Raw genomic sequence first — 15,099 nt, forward strand, 5'->3', positions numbered from 1 at the left:
AGATTTTTTGTACTTTTTGTAATCAGGCTCTATTTAACTCAAACTCAAAAAAGCCGAATTTTATGCTTTGGATCAAACGAATTTTAAAAGTATTAACGGTTATTGTTTTATCGTGTGTTTTCTTTTTACTGTTACTTTTTAGAAGAGATATTCAATCAGAGGAGATAGAGCGAAAATATGTTACGCCAGAATCTCACTTTATTTCAGTGGATGGTATGAATGTGCATGTGCGGATAATGGGAGAAGGCGAACCAATCATTCTTTTGCATGGCAGTTTTTCCTCACTTCATACTTGGGATACCTGGCAGCAAGAGTTGAGCCCTTATTTTCTGACAATTTCCTTGGATTTTCCAGGACATGGACTTACTGGACCAGATGTGCAGAAGCGTTATAGTCTGACAGATTATTCTCTACTGGTTTTGCAATTATCCGAGAAGCTGAACATTGATAAGTTTCATTTGGCGGGGAATTCTATGGGTGGAGCTGTGGCTATGCAGGTTGCTTCTACCAGGCCAGATAAAATTCTTTCGCTGAATCTTATAGATGCTGCAGGAGCACCGTCTTCCGATGATGAAAACTTGGGCGAAAAAGAATCAATGAATAACGAAGCTTGGATCTTCAAATTAGCCAAGAAACCGGTTTTTTCATCAATACTACTCAAGTGTACCCCGAAGTTTTTGTTTGGGATGATTATAAGAGAAGTCTATTCTGATCCCGAAAAAATCAGCGAGCCGATACTTACTCGCTATTATGAATTGATGCTCAGCGAGGGAAATAGACGGGCGACTTTGGATCGCTTAGGAGCACCAAGAGAGTCGAGAATTGACTTTAATCGGCTAACTATGCCTACCTTGATTATGTGGGGAAAGGATGATTCCTGGATTCCTGTAAATCACGCTTATGCATTAGAAAAAGCGATTCCAGATTCCCAATTAGTGGTTTTTGACAATGCAGGCCACGTGCCTATGGAAGAAATACCGACGGAATCTGTCGCTAAATATCTTTCATTTTTAGGGGTGGAAGTGCGAAAGGACTACTTTCACGAACCCAATCTAATGACTTATGCCGACTGATTATTTACTGATTTTTGTAGTTTTTCTCCAAGTGATTTTACTGTTTTTATTTTTCCTACGAAAGAATTCCAGCGAGGAAAAAGCCTTTCTGCAGACTGAACTGGCTAGAATGAGTAAAGAACTTGAGCTTGCTTTGGCGCAATCAAGGCGTGAGGCAAGTGAGAATCTGACCAATCAGTTTCAGTTAGTTTTCAATAGTATTCGTGCCAATTCAAAAGATCAAAATGAAGCTTTAAAAACTTTTGGTGAGGTTTTTCGACAAAATGTCCAAGACTTCAATACGCTCCAGCGGGAAAAGTTCTCAGAGCTGAACCGACGTCAGGAAGACCTGATGAAAACCACTGAATTGAGGTTAGAGAAAATCCGAGAAACAGTGGATGAAAAACTACAGAAAACATTGGAAACCCGTCTTGGACAGTCATTTGAGATGGTAAGCAACCAACTTCAGGCAGTTCAGAAGGGCTTGGGTGAAATGCAAAACCTTGCCACTGGCGTAGGTGATTTGAAGCGCGTGCTGACTAATGTGAAAAGCCGAGGAGTATTGGGAGAATATCAATTGCAGGCAATATTGGAGAGTCTACTTTCTCCGGATCAATACGTTTTGAATGCTGAGGTAGGAAAAGGAACCAGAGAACGGGTGGAGTTTGCAGTGAAAATGCCTGGCCAGAGCGAGTCTATTTTGCTGCCGATTGATTCTAAATTTCCACAGGAATCGTATTTGAGATTAGTAGATGCTTATGAAATCGCATCCAAATCAGAAATCGAAGTGAACCGCAGCGAACTTTTCAAAGCAATAAAAAAGGCTGCTCAGGATATCCAGAACAAATATGTTCATCCACCTTACACCACAGATTTCGCCATTCTTTTTCTCCCAGTAGAAAGTCTATATGCCGAAATCCTTCGTGAGCCAGGCCTGACACAACAAATCCAGCAAGATTATAAAGTCTTGGTAACTGGGCCAACAACCCTTTCCGCGATTTTGAACAGTCTTCAAATGGGTTTTAGAACTTTGGCAATACAAAAGAGAAGTTCTGAGGTTTGGCAGATTTTGGGGGCAATCAAAACTGAGTTTGGGAAGTTTGGAGAGTTGATCGAAAAGACGCAGAAGAAGCTTACTGAGGCAAATTCCGAACTGGATAAGCTGGTAGGCGCGAGAACTCGTGTGATTCAGCGGAAGCTAAAAGATATACAGGAATTGCCTGAAGCAGAGAGTAACAAGCTTCTTGATGAATAAGGGATTGCAGAAAATGAGTCGGAAAAAACTTGCCGAAAAACTGAAATTTTAGATTTTAGCTTTGTTACTTAGCCCTATCAGTCGCAAAAGAAATAGCTTAATACCTGATTACCATTTGGAAAGCTATTATTTTTGCCAATTCAAAAATCACCTGAATTACCTCTATGGGGATGAATATAGTGATTGCCGGTGCTGGAGACATGGGATACCACCTCGCTGAGCAATTAAGTTTCGATAATAAGGACATCACGCTGATCGATACTGACAGAGAAGTCTTGGATTATGTTTCTTCCAAGCTTGATGTGTTGACAGTTCAGGGGGATGCTACCGCTTTTGAGATCCTCAAACGCGCCAATGTGAATAGGGCAAGTATGGTGCTTGCGGTGACTACTTCTGAGAAGACCAATATTGTCACGGCTGTTTTGGCTAAGCAACTAGGAGCAAAGCGTGTCATGGCTAGGGTGAGGAATCACTCCTATATGGATGCTGAAAATCTGGCTTATTTTAAAAATCTAGGCATTGATAATCTGATTTCCCCTACGATGCTCTGTAGCCGTGAAATCTTTAATATGATTGAGAATTCCAGCTTTACGGAGGTTTTTGATTTTGGAGGTGGAAAACTGAATATTGTAGGTATTACGCTTGACCAAAGTAATCCTCTAGTCAATCAGCGGATCATGGACACGAAGTCCAATCCTATATTTGAAGACATTCGGATCATCGCGATTCTTAGAGATCAAAAAACGATAATACCTCGTGGTAGCACGATCATCCGTAATAATGACCACGTGTTTTTTATCTCCAACAAGAAAAACACCCAAAGTATTATGGAGGTGCTGGGACAGGTGAAAGTCACCATCAAGAATGTAATGATCATAGGTGGGGATGATATGGCATTGACTACTGCACTCAGATTGGAAGATCATTTCCGTGTCACCTTGATCAATAAAGATAAGGAGCGCTGCAAGTGGCTTGCCGAAAATCTCAAAAACTCCCTTGTCATTAATGGTGATTACAAAAATGTAGAGTTACTGATTGAAGAAGGATTGGAGCAGATGGATGCATTTCTTGCATTGACAGAATCTTCTGAGACGAATATTATTGCGAGTTTGACAGCCAAAAATCACGGAGTGTATAAAACAATTGCTCACGTTGATACCCGGGAGTACATTCATATTTCCCACAGTATAGGAGTAGATTCATTAATCAATAAAAAGCTGGTAGCAGCAAATGAGATTTCCAGATATTTGAAGAAAGGGACAGTAGAGGCTGTTTCGGGTATTTATGGAGTCGATGCAGAGTTTATTCAGTACTCAGTTTGCAAGAATAATAGATTAGTTAATAATCCACTGAGAGATTTGCATTTCCCTGATTCTGCTATAGTAGCGGGTGTGATAAGAGGGGAAAAAGTTTTTATACCTGACGGTGATTTTCAGCTTGATTTGAATGATAAAGCAATTGTTTTGGCCTTGCCGGAGGCTAAGAATGCACTGGAAAAATTGTTTCATTAAAGCATGATTCATTTCAAAGAAATCGGGAAGATCATGGGGGCTCTTTTGGTGCTAATAGCATTCCTGATGCTTCCTGGTGTTGGGTTTTCCCTTTATTTTAATGAAGATCCTTGGGCGATATTGAGTGCTGCTGTGATCACGTTGATTATCGGAGTGACACTTTTCTTTTCATTTTCTAAGCAGGACCAGAATATCAGAAAACGGGAGGGTTACTTGATTGTAGCTCTTAGCTGGGTGTTTATGGCGGGTTTTGGGATGCTTCCCTATATTTTGAGTAATGAAATTGTCAGTTTTGAAGATGCACTTTTCGAGACTATGTCTGGGCTTACTACTACAGGGGCATCTATATTGACTGATATAGAGGCGATGCCAAAAGGCTTGCTTTTCTGGAGAAGTATGACACAGTGGATTGGAGGGTTAGGGATTATTGTTTTGACGGTAGCAATTTTCCCTCTGTTGGGAATAGGTGGGATTGAACTGTTTGTAGCTGAATCTCCTGGACCAACCTCTGACAAAGTGCACCCAAGAATTTCCGAAACAGCCAAGCGACTTTGGTATGTCTATGTCGGACTTACTGTGCTCGCGACCTTGCTTTATTGGGTTGGTGGGATGACTTTCTTCGATGCGATTAACCATGCGCTGACCACCTTGGCTACGGGAGGCTTCTCTACCAAGAATGCCAGCATGGCCTATTATGATTCTGCATTTATTCAATATGTAGCCATTATATTTATGTTTCTGGCAGGGACGAACTTTACAATTATTTATTTTGGACTAATAGGTAAGTTTAAAAGAGTGATGAAGAGTGATGAATTTAAAATATATGGACTGGCACTTTTGTCTATTTCCGTCATTCTCTATTTCCCAATTTCAGCCACCGTTGCAAATCCTGAACTGGCATTTAGGAAGTCTCTTTTTCAGGTGGTATCAGTGGTGACTACCACTGGATATGTCACGGATGATTACACACAATATGGCCAAGGAGTTACGTTTATTTTCTTCTTACTTATGTTTATGGGAGGCTGTGCGGGATCTACCGCAGGAGGAATTAAGTTTGTCCGTCATCTGACGTTTATAAAGAATTCTTGGCTAGAATTCAAGCGCTTAGTTCATCCTAGGGCAATTGTTCCTTTAATGATCAATGGTGATCGGGTCACAGGTAGGATCATCACTCATATTATGAATTTCTTGTTGATCTATCTGCTCATTTTTGTATTGGGAGGATTGGCACTTTCTCTAATGGGATATGATTTGGCTACCTCAATGGGAGCTGTAGCTACTTCTTTGGGAAATATAGGTCCTGGAATTGGTATGGTGGGACCGGTTGATAATTTTGCATTTTTCTCACCTACGGCTAAAATTTTCCTATCCTTCATTATGCTTCTAGGAAGACTTGAACTCTATACCATATTGATTCTATTTACTCCCTTCTTCTGGCGAGCAAATTAATCCACGACCTGGAACTGCGCCTGTATTTTGGCAATACGATCTTCTATAGACTCTGAGCTGATGGAAGTTCTGCTCAGTCTATCGACCATGATAGGAAAGGAAAATGGAGTAAATTGGACCGGATGCTTTACAATGATGTGTTGATGATTGATTTTCTGCAAGGCATGGATCATTTTATCCTCTTCCATCTGCTGATCTATAGCCTCTCCATGTGCTTGTTTCAGTAGTAAATTGTCAGGATCATATTGCTCAAACACCTGAAAAAGCAGACTGGCATTAGCCTGGATATGCTTGAAAGTGGTGGGTTTGCCGGGATACCCTTGGAAAACCAAGCCTGCAATACTAGCAATTTCTCTAAATTTCCTACGTGTCATTTCTGTCTCATTTACACAGTGAAGAATATCCTCCCGAAGATTTTTGAGCGAAAAAAGATCCTCTTCTAGTATCTCTTCGATATTCAAATAGCTATCGCATAGTAATTCAAATCCATAATCATTCATTGCCATACTGAAAGTCACCGGATAGCTGACGCTGATCCTGTAGGCAATCAAAGCACTTAACAGCTCATGAATTGCCCTGCCCTCAAAGGGATAAAAGAAAATGTGAAATCCTTGGTCGGTCTGATGAGACTCGATCAAAAATGTATCCCGATTTGGGACAATCGAGAGGCGATTTTGAAGATCTAGAATTGGTGTAGCCTGGATGATTTCTTCCGATACGTAAATGCCCTGATTGAATAACTCTAGGATTTCACGGATTTTCTCGGCTAGCCTTGAAGAAAGCGACATCCGTGCTCCCAACCAACTCACTACATTTCTGGTCTTTTTTTCTGATAATTTTACGGAGGCTGTCAGCCCATTCACTTTCAGTAACTCCAGGCTTCTTCCAGCAAAGAAAAAAAGGTCACCTGTTTTCATTTTGGCAATAAAGGATTCTTCCACTGTGCCGAGGTAAGCACCATTTTTGAATTTTACATGGATCATAGCGTCTGAAACTATCGTCCCCATGGACAGTCTATGCTTCATGGCGATCTTTTTATTGGTAACTCTATATAGTCCATCCTCCGTTTGAACCACTTTTAAAAAATCCTCGTAACTCCGCAACGAAGCACCTCCCTTGGTGATAAAGTCCATAACCCACTTCATATCTGCTATGGATAACCCGGTGTAAGAATGGCACTTTCTTATTACTTCATAAATTGATTGTTCATGGAATCCATCTCCTACAGCTAGAGTGACCAAGAATTGTATTAAGACATCGTAGGCAAGGATAGGAGGGAATTGTGACTCCATTTCCTCTTTCTCTATAGCATCTCTGAGTGCAGCTGCTTCGATTAACTCGAGAGAATTGGTGGGTACAAAAAATATCTCTGAAGGTAAACCCGGCTGGTGTGAAGCGCGTCCCGCTCTCTGCATAAATCTCGAAACACCCTTTGGACTTCCTACTTGGATCACACGGTCCACAGGCCGAAAATCTACTCCCAAGTCTAAGCTAGACGTACAGACCACTAACTTCAATTTGCCTTCATGCAGGGCATTTTCCACCCATCCACGTACAGACATATCCAGAGAACCATGGTGCATCGCAATCCAACCTGCCCAATCTGGTCTAGCTTCGAGGATCTTTTGATACCAAATTTCTGTCTGTGAACGGGTGTTGGTGAAGAGCAAAACGCTGCGCCCCTCTTCAATAATCGGGATTACCTGATCCATCATTCTGATACCTAAATGGCCATGCCATGGGTATTTTTCTATTTCATGGGGGATTACAGATTGCAAAATTATCTGCTTCTTAATGTCAGCTTTTACAATATGTATCGGTAGTTTTTCTCCTAAAAGTGTCTTTGCGGCAGCTTCTAGATTGCCGATAGTTGCTGAGACAGCCCATCTTCGAAAGGTGCTCGGGCAAATGGATTGTATGTATTCTAATGCCAATTGTACTTGCACCCCGCGCTTGTTTCCCACCAATTCATGCCACTCATCTACCACAACAACTTGAACTGTCTGGAAGAGCTCTGCATGGTCTTTTTGGGAAATCAGAACATGTAGTGTCTCAGGTGTGGTAATGAGACATTCTGGTGGTCTTCTCTTGATAGTAGCGCGGGTTTTGGCATCTGTATCTCCATTTCTTACCACTACCTGCCAAGGCAATCCGATAGTTTCACATACCTCCAGCATCGCTTTTTGTATATCCTGAGCCAATGCACGAAGTGGAGTGACCCAGATTAGCTGAATTCCATTGTTTTTGGCTTTTCGCCAAGTTTCTGGACTATTTTGGATGTATTCTAAGATGACTGGAAACCAGAGTGCGAAAGTTTTTCCAGAGCCGGTGGGAGCATTGAGTAAGCCAGATTTCCCGTCGAGGTAGTCATTCCAAGTCTGCTTTTGAAAGGGGAAAAGTGTCCAACCTTTCTTTTGAAAGTATTCCAAACCAATAGCCAGACGTGTTTCTTTCATCTGTTTATAATTTGTCTTTTAAAGGTCATATGGAATCTTGCTTGCATTGTAATCATTCCAGTATGTGACTCTTGAGTTATGCTCGATTTCATAGAATAACTTTAGAGATACTTTTATGTTGTGATGTCTTGGCCTGCTGAATTGGTAAAGGAGGTGAAGTATTTCAAATGAATTGATAATTTTAGGAATATAGAACGGAACCAGTCTTTTTCCGTTTGGTTTAAAAAACTTATTTATGAAAAATGCGATTTTTGCTCTTCTAGTTCTGCTTAGTTTTGGATCGTGCAGTGAGACTGATCCGGATATTTATACGGGACAAAAATTGGAATATCAGTTGTATAAAGCTAGTGAATACGACTATAACGGGACGCTTACTGTCAGAGAATTGACAGACGGTAACCTGGAACTGAGTTTACAAATGGTCGGCCAGAGTAGTACTTCTGCAACTACATTTCCAGCACATTTGCATTATGGAGATTACACAGATTCAGAAGCGCCAATGGCATTTATGCTGACACCAGTGAGCGGATCTGATCTTCACAGTAAAACAGTGCTTGGTCCTTTGATGAATGGAACAAAGTTGAGCTTTGAGGACATGAAAACTTTCGATGGACATGTCAAAGTACATTTAGCTAGCGAGGGTCCAGATTACAAGGTTATTTTAGTTGCAGGAAATATAGGTTCTAATGTTGATGAAGCCGCAGAATTTGACGCTTCTCAAATGACTATTTGTTTACCGAATTTTTAGAATCAGACATCAAACACAAAAAGCAGCTTTTTAGCTGCTTTTTGTGTTTGGAAGGAGATTGATTATTACTCAACCACAACTGGGAAAGTGATATCCAAATCTGATTCTCCACCAGCTTGAGCATATTCTACGAAATTTGGGTTGCTTGCTCCTGGAAAGTTTTTATCCAGATCATGACGTAGTAAGATCTGCATATTCGCGTTGTTCGATACAGGATTTTCGTCTACAGTCACAATTCCTTTCAACCCTAGCGAGATACCGCCCTCATCGTCATATTCATAAGACATTATGGGAGAACCTACGAAAGCTGATCCTAGGAAATAAAACTGATGCTCATCTGATTCTTCCTGTATCTCTTCCGTGATGTCTTCTTCGGCAATAGAATTGTAAACTTCTATAGACATCTGATAAGTTTTGCCTTTGGTCAACGTTACAGTTTCCACATCAGGAGCTGAACCGATTTCTATACCTTCTGAATCAGAAGCAGTGAAGTCAAAAGCACTTCCTACTGCATTTCCACTTTCGTCAATTTCCTGAAACGTGAGTGTGACATCTGTAATCAATTCCCCATCATTTTCTGGAACAGGGTCTTCGCTGTCGCAGCTTGAAAATGCGAACGAGACTACTGCTAGCGCGATAAGGTAAAGTTTGTTTGTTGTGTTCATAAGTTATTGGTTAGAATTCATAATTGATTTTTAGAAGGACATTTCTTCCCATATCATAGGTAAAGTATCGGAAGCGGTTCATATAATCTTTGTAGCTGGTATTAAATAGGTTTTGTACCTGAAGTGCGAGATTTAGCTTGTCTTCGCCAATATTCACTTGCTTTGAATATGCAAGGTTAACGAGGGCATAGGCAGATGGAGGGGGAGCTATATCAAAATCAGGTTCTCTGTTTTGCTTAGCTACCAGTACATTGCTTAATGTGATTTTATTCGTTCGTGAATCTGAAACTTTTGAAAAATCATAAGACACCCCCCAATCCATTCTATTGGCAGGAATAAAGGGGAAATAGTTATCGTCATTTGTGTTTTTTGCCTGTACAATAGAACCTTTTAAGTAGCCATTGATTTTGTTTGTGAACTCATAGCTGCCGGCAAAGTCAAAACCATAGAACAATGCATTTGCCTGCAAATATTCATACACATTGAATGTGCCTCGTAGGCTCACATAGACTTCTCCCGTAGGATTCAGATAAATATAATCACGTATAGGATTGTGATAGGCAGTTAATTCTAAATGAGTTCTTTTGCCATCGTATTGGAGTTCGTTGATCCATTTAAGAGATTTTTCCGACTCCAAATCAGGATTTCCGATTTCCACCGCAGCCGCACCATGGTGAAGCCCTTCACTGAAAAGCTCATTGACATTCGGTGGTCGCCATGCAGAACCAATATTTGAATTAAAAGTCAGATCTGGGGTGATATGATAAAGTCCACCTAAGAATGCCGAAAAATTATTATAGTCAAGATCAGTAGTCCTAAGCTCTTCATTAATGTATCTGGCAGTGCTCACATTTCTGAAGTCATACCTTACTCCAGCCTCTACTTCCAATGGACCTTTGGAATATTTTTCCATGGCATAAAGACCAGTATTCAGCATGTCATAATTTGGAATCAAAGGAGTAACTCCGGTGCCAGGCACATTGCTATTTGCCTGCTGGATGAAGTTTATACCCCATGTCCCGCTCAATTCATTCTCATGAGTATGGTTCACATAGAGATCAACAGTATTGGTATAAAGCTCTAAATCCAAACTTGCTTTTTCATTCAGATCGCCACGTCTTTTATCGAATTCTTGTCTGTGATTGAGCTGAAAACCATACTGAAAGTTCAATTTCCAGCTTTCAGAAATATGATAGTGAGACTTTAACTTAGCGAGATGATGAGTTACTCTTTGCTTGGGATTGACGATATCGTAGTTGAATTCCCCATCTGAGAATGGGCGACCATTTTCAATAATATTTTCTAGATCAGAAAGATTTCCAGTGTGTGAATCATTCAGTATCCCCAATTCAGTATTGAAAAGACTGTAGTATGCTTCCACTCCAAGTTTGGAACTGCTATATCCAAGGGAGCTGCTTAGATTGAGCTCACTCACGCCAGTGTTTTCTTGAAAATACCCAGGTGACTTTACATTTCCTGATCTTTTGGCGGAGCCTTGGATACGATATCCCAGACCTTTGATTTTGTCTGAACCACCTACATGCACCAAGTTGATATTGCCCATTCTTCCATTAGTTCCACCGATTAGGTTTAGGCTTGTTATGCTACTTTTTTTAGTTGGGAGTGGGGCTGGATTTACTAAAATCACCCCACCCATCGCTTCTGGGCCATATCGCACTGTTTCTGCACCTTTCACCACCGTGATCTCATCTGCCAGAAAAGGATCAATTTCGGGAGCATGCTCAGCACCCCATTGCTGGCCTTCCAGACGGATACCATTATTCATGATCATTATCCTGTTACTGTGCATTCCGTGGATTACTGGCTTTGCAATGCTGTTTCCTGTAGAAAAAGTGGATACTCCAGAGATTCTCTTGAGACTTTCCCCGAGATTTTCACCTCTGGATTCGAGTAGATCCTCTCCATAAAGAGCCGATACAGCAGTAGTCGTTTGTACCGCATCACGATGACCATGAATATCTACTCTGCCTAGCTCAAAAGCTTCATCTTCCAGTCTATAGGTTTTGCTATAAGAACTGGATTCCAATATGATGGTGTCACTTATATTCTTGTGTCCAAGATATTGGATGGTTATGGTATAGGTACCACTACAAAGATTTTTGACCGTGAAATTTCCATTCTGATCACTTACGGCTCCTTCCGCAGCCTCCACTATCCAGACATAAGCAGCCTCAATTGGCTCGTTATTTTCCAGATGGATGATTTTTCCCCGAATGGAAAAATTGCAATTTTGAGCTTGGATTTTAAAACCAAGCAGTAAAATAAATGTAAGTAGGATTCCCGTTTTCAAATTCACAATGCAAAAATAGAATGCGTTGGATTTATAAACTAAAATAAATGAAACAAAGTTGCATTTATAGGATAAATGGTAAAAAATTGAAAGGAATCGATCCTTTAACTTGTGATTGGATTAATGATTATATGGTTTATCCGCAACGATGCCAGTAGCCAAAATTTCTTTGCTCACCCGGTCGGATGACCGAAGACGGGTGACCGAAGTCTCTCAATGCTATTATTGACCAAAGCCTATATTGCTTTAGTCCCTTTACTGGTAGAAAAGCGGATACATAAATGATTATGAATTATCAGTCTTACCCAAATCCAAATCGTATTGATTCTTTGTCAATCTCTGACATCGTTTCTTTTCTGAAAATTCAAATACTTACTTTTAGCTTATGGAATTTGCCATAGTAGATATTGAGACCACCGGCGGTGCGCCGAAATATGGTGGTATTACAGAGGTAGCTGTATTGATTCATGATGGAGAATCGATTATCAGGGAATATCAGACCCTTCTCAACCCTGAGCAGGCGATCCCGACGTACATCACTGGACTGACTGGGATAGACAATTTTATGGTGAGGCATGAGCCAACCTTTGCCGCTATACATGAGGAACTTTGGGAATTACTAAATGACAGAGTATTCGTTGCTCATAATGTTAGTTTTGATTATGGTTTTCTTCGGGAGGCATTTTTGAAAGTGGGGAAGGAGCTCAAGACTCCTAAACTATGTACTGTACGGCTAAGCAGGAAAGTATATCCAGGCATGAAATCATATAGCTTAGGTAGGCTATGTGAAAGCCAAAAAATACTGATTGAAGCTAGGCACAGGGCAATGGGAGATGCTAAGGCTACTGCTATTTTGTTTGATCGAATGATCAAGTCCGACTATCAGATCATCAATCAATCGCTGAAGAAGAATACGGGTGAAGCCTTTTTGCCTCCTAATTTTCCACATTCCAAATTCAAGGAAATTCCAACTTCATGCGGCGTCTATTATATGCTCAATGAACATGGAAAAGCCATCTATGTAGGTAAGGCTATAAATATTAGAGAACGGTTTAAGAATCACTTTTCTGGACAATTACTTCCAAATCTGAAGCAAAAACTTAAGACTGAAGTCTTTGATTTGAAATGGGAACTTACCGGAAGTGAATTTATGGCTCTTCTATTTGAAACTTTGGAAATCAAAAGATTATGGCCAAAGTATAATTCTGCGTTGAAGCTTCCTAAGCGTATGTATGGCTTATTTCACTATGAGGATAATTCAGGCTATGGGAGATTTCAGGTTTCAAAGATTACCAAGTTTTTCAAGCCGATCGAATCATTTTTCTCCATGGAGGAGGCCAATGCTTTTCTCAAAACAGGAATAAATACCTATGGTCTTTGCCCCAAGTTATGCGGTCTAAGAAAAGTGAATTGTGATCCAGAAGAGGAAATGAGTTGCGATGGAGCATGTGGTTTCACAGAGAAACCAAATGAATACAATAAGCGAGTAGCGGAGTTTACGGGGAAGATCAAAGCAAGTCAAAAGGAAATCTTGATCAGACTAGTTGGGCGAAATACAAATGAGACAGCCTACTGCATGTTTGAAAGTGGAATGTTGAGCAGATTTGCTTACTTAGGTAATGATCAAGTTACAGAAGATATTCCATCCCAATTAGAACTTGTGACGCAGGTGCCTGAGACGTATTACATCCTCCGGCAATACATCCATCAGATCAGCCCTGAGCAGATTATGGTTTTGGAAACTAACTAAGATCACCTATAAGTTGGGTGTATTAAATGTATCACCCTGATTGATATCTCCTGTTTCAAATCCTTTTTTAAACCACTTCATACGCTGGGCAGAGGTGCCATGCGTGAAGGAATCTGGTGTTACGCGACCTGAGGATTGCTTCTGGAGGCGGTCATCTCCGATTGCATTAGCGGCATTCAGCGCTTCATCCAAATCCCCTTTTTCCATCCATCCAATGGACTTTTGGCTGTGATGTGCCCAGACTCCGGCTAGGAAATCGGCCTGAAGTTCTAATCTTACAGAATACTGATTGTATTCTTTTTCACTTACCTCACTACGCAGCTTGTTCAGTTGATCAGTGATTCCCATGATCTTTTGGATATGGTGACCAACTTCATGTGCGATGACGTAAGCTTGCGCAAAATCACCTGGAGCATTTAATTTCACTTCCATTTCCTGAAAAAAGCTGAGATCTATATACAGTTTTTCATCGCCCGGGCAATAAAATGGGCCTGTCGCACTTGATGCCATCCCGCATGCGGAAGAAACTTGCCCGCTGAATAGGACCAAAGTAGGTTCTCGGTAATTTTCTAATTGCTTGTTCCACACATCCTCAGTATCAGCAAGGATAGTTTCACTAAAAGCCGCCAGTCTGTCCTCCTCTGCGGTAGGCGTATAGCTGGTTTCTGTGGTGAATCCCTGCCCACCGCCTCCCATGAAATTTCCCAAGAAAGTAAGTGGATTGGTGCCGGTAATTACCGAAATGGCAATTATTATCCCGACAATGATCAGCCCGGTTTTGGAAAACAGAATCCTAATCAGGGGTCCAATAAGCATGGGATTAAATCCACCGCCACCGCCCTTGCCCCGTCTATCCTCTACATTGGAGCTTCGTCTTCTTCCTTCCCATTTCATATGATTATAATATTCTTTTAAATGTAATCGCGTCCAGATAATTATCGTGAGCTATTGATAGGAAACTTGCAGGTCTTCTAATCATCCCTAAGTGAGACAAGGTAATGCTCGATTTCATGGCATAAAAAGGTTGATTTTGTCTAAAATTAACCAAATTGGACGATTGGACATTGTCCTTTATTTATTTTCGAAAAAATAACTTAATCCCATAACCTATGAACAACAAATTTTTCCAAAGACTATCACTAAGCCTTGCTTTAGTTTGTGCCGTTACGCTAGTCCAAGCTCAGACTGGAGTGGGTGTGAAACCAGAAAAAGGTGCCAAAATGTATTTGGATGGAACCAAAAAATCACTTGAAAAAAACTGGGTGTATTGGGAAGGTCCGAGGTTTGCAGCGGAAATGCCGATAAAATGGCCTGAAGTCACTGACCCTGTAGATGGCGGTACTGTAATCAGTAGCAATGATCCTGCGGGAGCTGGCGGTCTATATGGTGCGGCAGATATTGTCACTAAAGATAAATTCAAAGATTTTCGTGCGCACGTGGAATTCTTTGTTAAAAGCGAAGGTGGAAACTCAGGGGTTTATCTCCAGAATCGGTATGAAGTTCAGATCCTCGATGGAGATTATGGAGATCATGGCATGGCTGCTTTGATCAATGAACATGTCCCAGCTTCTGAAGAGTATTATGGCATTGGAAAGTGGAATGCGTATGATATTGAATTTAAAGCAGCTCGTTTCGAAGACGGTAAACTTGTGGCTAAACCTCGCGCAACAGTTTATCTGAATGGGGTTAAAATTCACGAAGACAAAGAAATACAGCAAGTTTGGGGAGGTCCAAATTCAGGTCTTGACGGAGGGAATGATGGAGGCAAAGGAATTACCGATACTCCAGGCGGATTGAAGTTGCAAGCGGAAGGACATGATGTGTTTTTCAGAAATGTGTGGATAAAGAAGCTGGACTTAGACGACAAATCGACTGATTTCTAAGAAAATATAAAGCATCAAA

General features: G+C 40.9%; 11 protein-coding genes. 7 read left to right on the top strand and 4 right to left on the bottom strand.

Going from position 1 to position 15,099, the window contains the following annotated elements:
* The first annotated feature begins 62 nt into the window (after window positions 1-62).
* The 4 genes from SYJ56_RS22305 to SYJ56_RS22320 all read left to right on the top strand — a co-directional run bounded on the left by SYJ56_RS22305 (window position 63) and on the right by SYJ56_RS22320 (window position 5,267).
* Window positions 63-1,073, top strand: coding sequence for an alpha/beta fold hydrolase (locus SYJ56_RS22305; protein ID WP_323838089.1), 1,011 nt, complete (start codon window positions 63-65; stop codon window positions 1,071-1,073).
* Window positions 1,063-2,307, top strand: a complete 1,245-nt coding sequence (locus tag SYJ56_RS22310; protein ID WP_323838091.1) for a DNA recombination protein RmuC — start codon at window positions 1,063-1,065, stop codon at window positions 2,305-2,307. The genes SYJ56_RS22305 and SYJ56_RS22310 overlap by 11 nt, the downstream gene beginning before the upstream one ends.
* Before the next feature lie 164 nt (window positions 2,308-2,471).
* Window positions 2,472-3,818, top strand: coding sequence for a Trk system potassium transporter TrkA (trkA, locus tag SYJ56_RS22315; protein ID WP_323838092.1), 1,347 nt, complete (start codon window positions 2,472-2,474; stop codon window positions 3,816-3,818).
* A 3-nt stretch (window positions 3,819-3,821) separates the two neighbouring features.
* Window positions 3,822-5,267: a TrkH family potassium uptake protein gene (locus SYJ56_RS22320; protein ID WP_323838094.1), complete on the top strand. Its 1,446-nt coding sequence runs from the start codon at window positions 3,822-3,824 to the stop codon at window positions 5,265-5,267.
* Here SYJ56_RS22320 and SYJ56_RS22325 read toward each other — a convergent pair.
* The gene (locus SYJ56_RS22325) at window positions 5,264-7,723 is read right to left on the bottom strand and encodes a ligase-associated DNA damage response DEXH box helicase (RefSeq protein ID WP_323838096.1); all 2,460 of its coding nucleotides are present in this window, start codon (window positions 7,721-7,723) and stop codon (window positions 5,264-5,266) included. The genes SYJ56_RS22320 and SYJ56_RS22325 overlap by 4 nt on opposite strands.
* Before the next feature lie 235 nt (window positions 7,724-7,958).
* On the opposite strand from SYJ56_RS22325, the gene SYJ56_RS22330 reads away from it, so the two are divergent.
* Complete coding sequence (locus SYJ56_RS22330; RefSeq protein WP_323838098.1) at window positions 7,959-8,471, top strand: hypothetical protein; 513 nt, start codon at window positions 7,959-7,961, stop codon at window positions 8,469-8,471.
* 65 nt (window positions 8,472-8,536) lie between these two features.
* Here SYJ56_RS22330 and SYJ56_RS22335 read toward each other — a convergent pair whose 3' ends face one another.
* A complete protein-coding gene (locus SYJ56_RS22335) occupies window positions 8,537-9,136 on the bottom strand; it encodes a hypothetical protein (protein WP_323838100.1) in 600 nt (199 codons plus the stop codon).
* A gap of 10 nt (window positions 9,137-9,146) precedes the next feature.
* Entirely contained in the window at window positions 9,147-11,453 is a 2,307-nt protein-coding gene (locus tag SYJ56_RS22340) for a TonB-dependent receptor (RefSeq protein WP_323838102.1), read from the bottom strand.
* A 379-nt stretch (window positions 11,454-11,832) separates the two neighbouring features.
* Between SYJ56_RS22340 and SYJ56_RS22345 the strand changes: the two genes are divergently transcribed.
* Complete coding sequence (locus SYJ56_RS22345; RefSeq protein ID WP_323838104.1) at window positions 11,833-13,197, top strand: exonuclease domain-containing protein; 1,365 nt, start codon at window positions 11,833-11,835, stop codon at window positions 13,195-13,197.
* A 6-nt stretch (window positions 13,198-13,203) separates the two neighbouring features.
* On the opposite strand, the gene ypfJ is transcribed toward SYJ56_RS22345, so the two are convergent.
* Window positions 13,204-14,091 carry a KPN_02809 family neutral zinc metallopeptidase gene (gene ypfJ / locus SYJ56_RS22350; protein WP_323838106.1) on the bottom strand — a complete coding sequence of 296 codons (888 nt, stop codon included), beginning with the start codon at window positions 14,089-14,091 and terminating at the stop codon, window positions 13,204-13,206.
* A 215-nt stretch (window positions 14,092-14,306) separates the two neighbouring features.
* Between ypfJ and SYJ56_RS22355 the strand changes: the two genes are divergently transcribed.
* The gene (locus SYJ56_RS22355; RefSeq protein WP_323838108.1) at window positions 14,307-15,080 is read left to right on the top strand and encodes a 3-keto-disaccharide hydrolase; all 774 of its coding nucleotides are present in this window, start codon (window positions 14,307-14,309) and stop codon (window positions 15,078-15,080) included.
* The last annotated feature ends 19 nt before the right edge of the window (window positions 15,081-15,099 follow it).

This window comes from Algoriphagus aurantiacus (assembly GCF_035156405.1).
Classification (GTDB): Bacteria; Bacteroidota; Bacteroidia; order Cytophagales; family Cyclobacteriaceae; genus Algoriphagus; species Algoriphagus aurantiacus.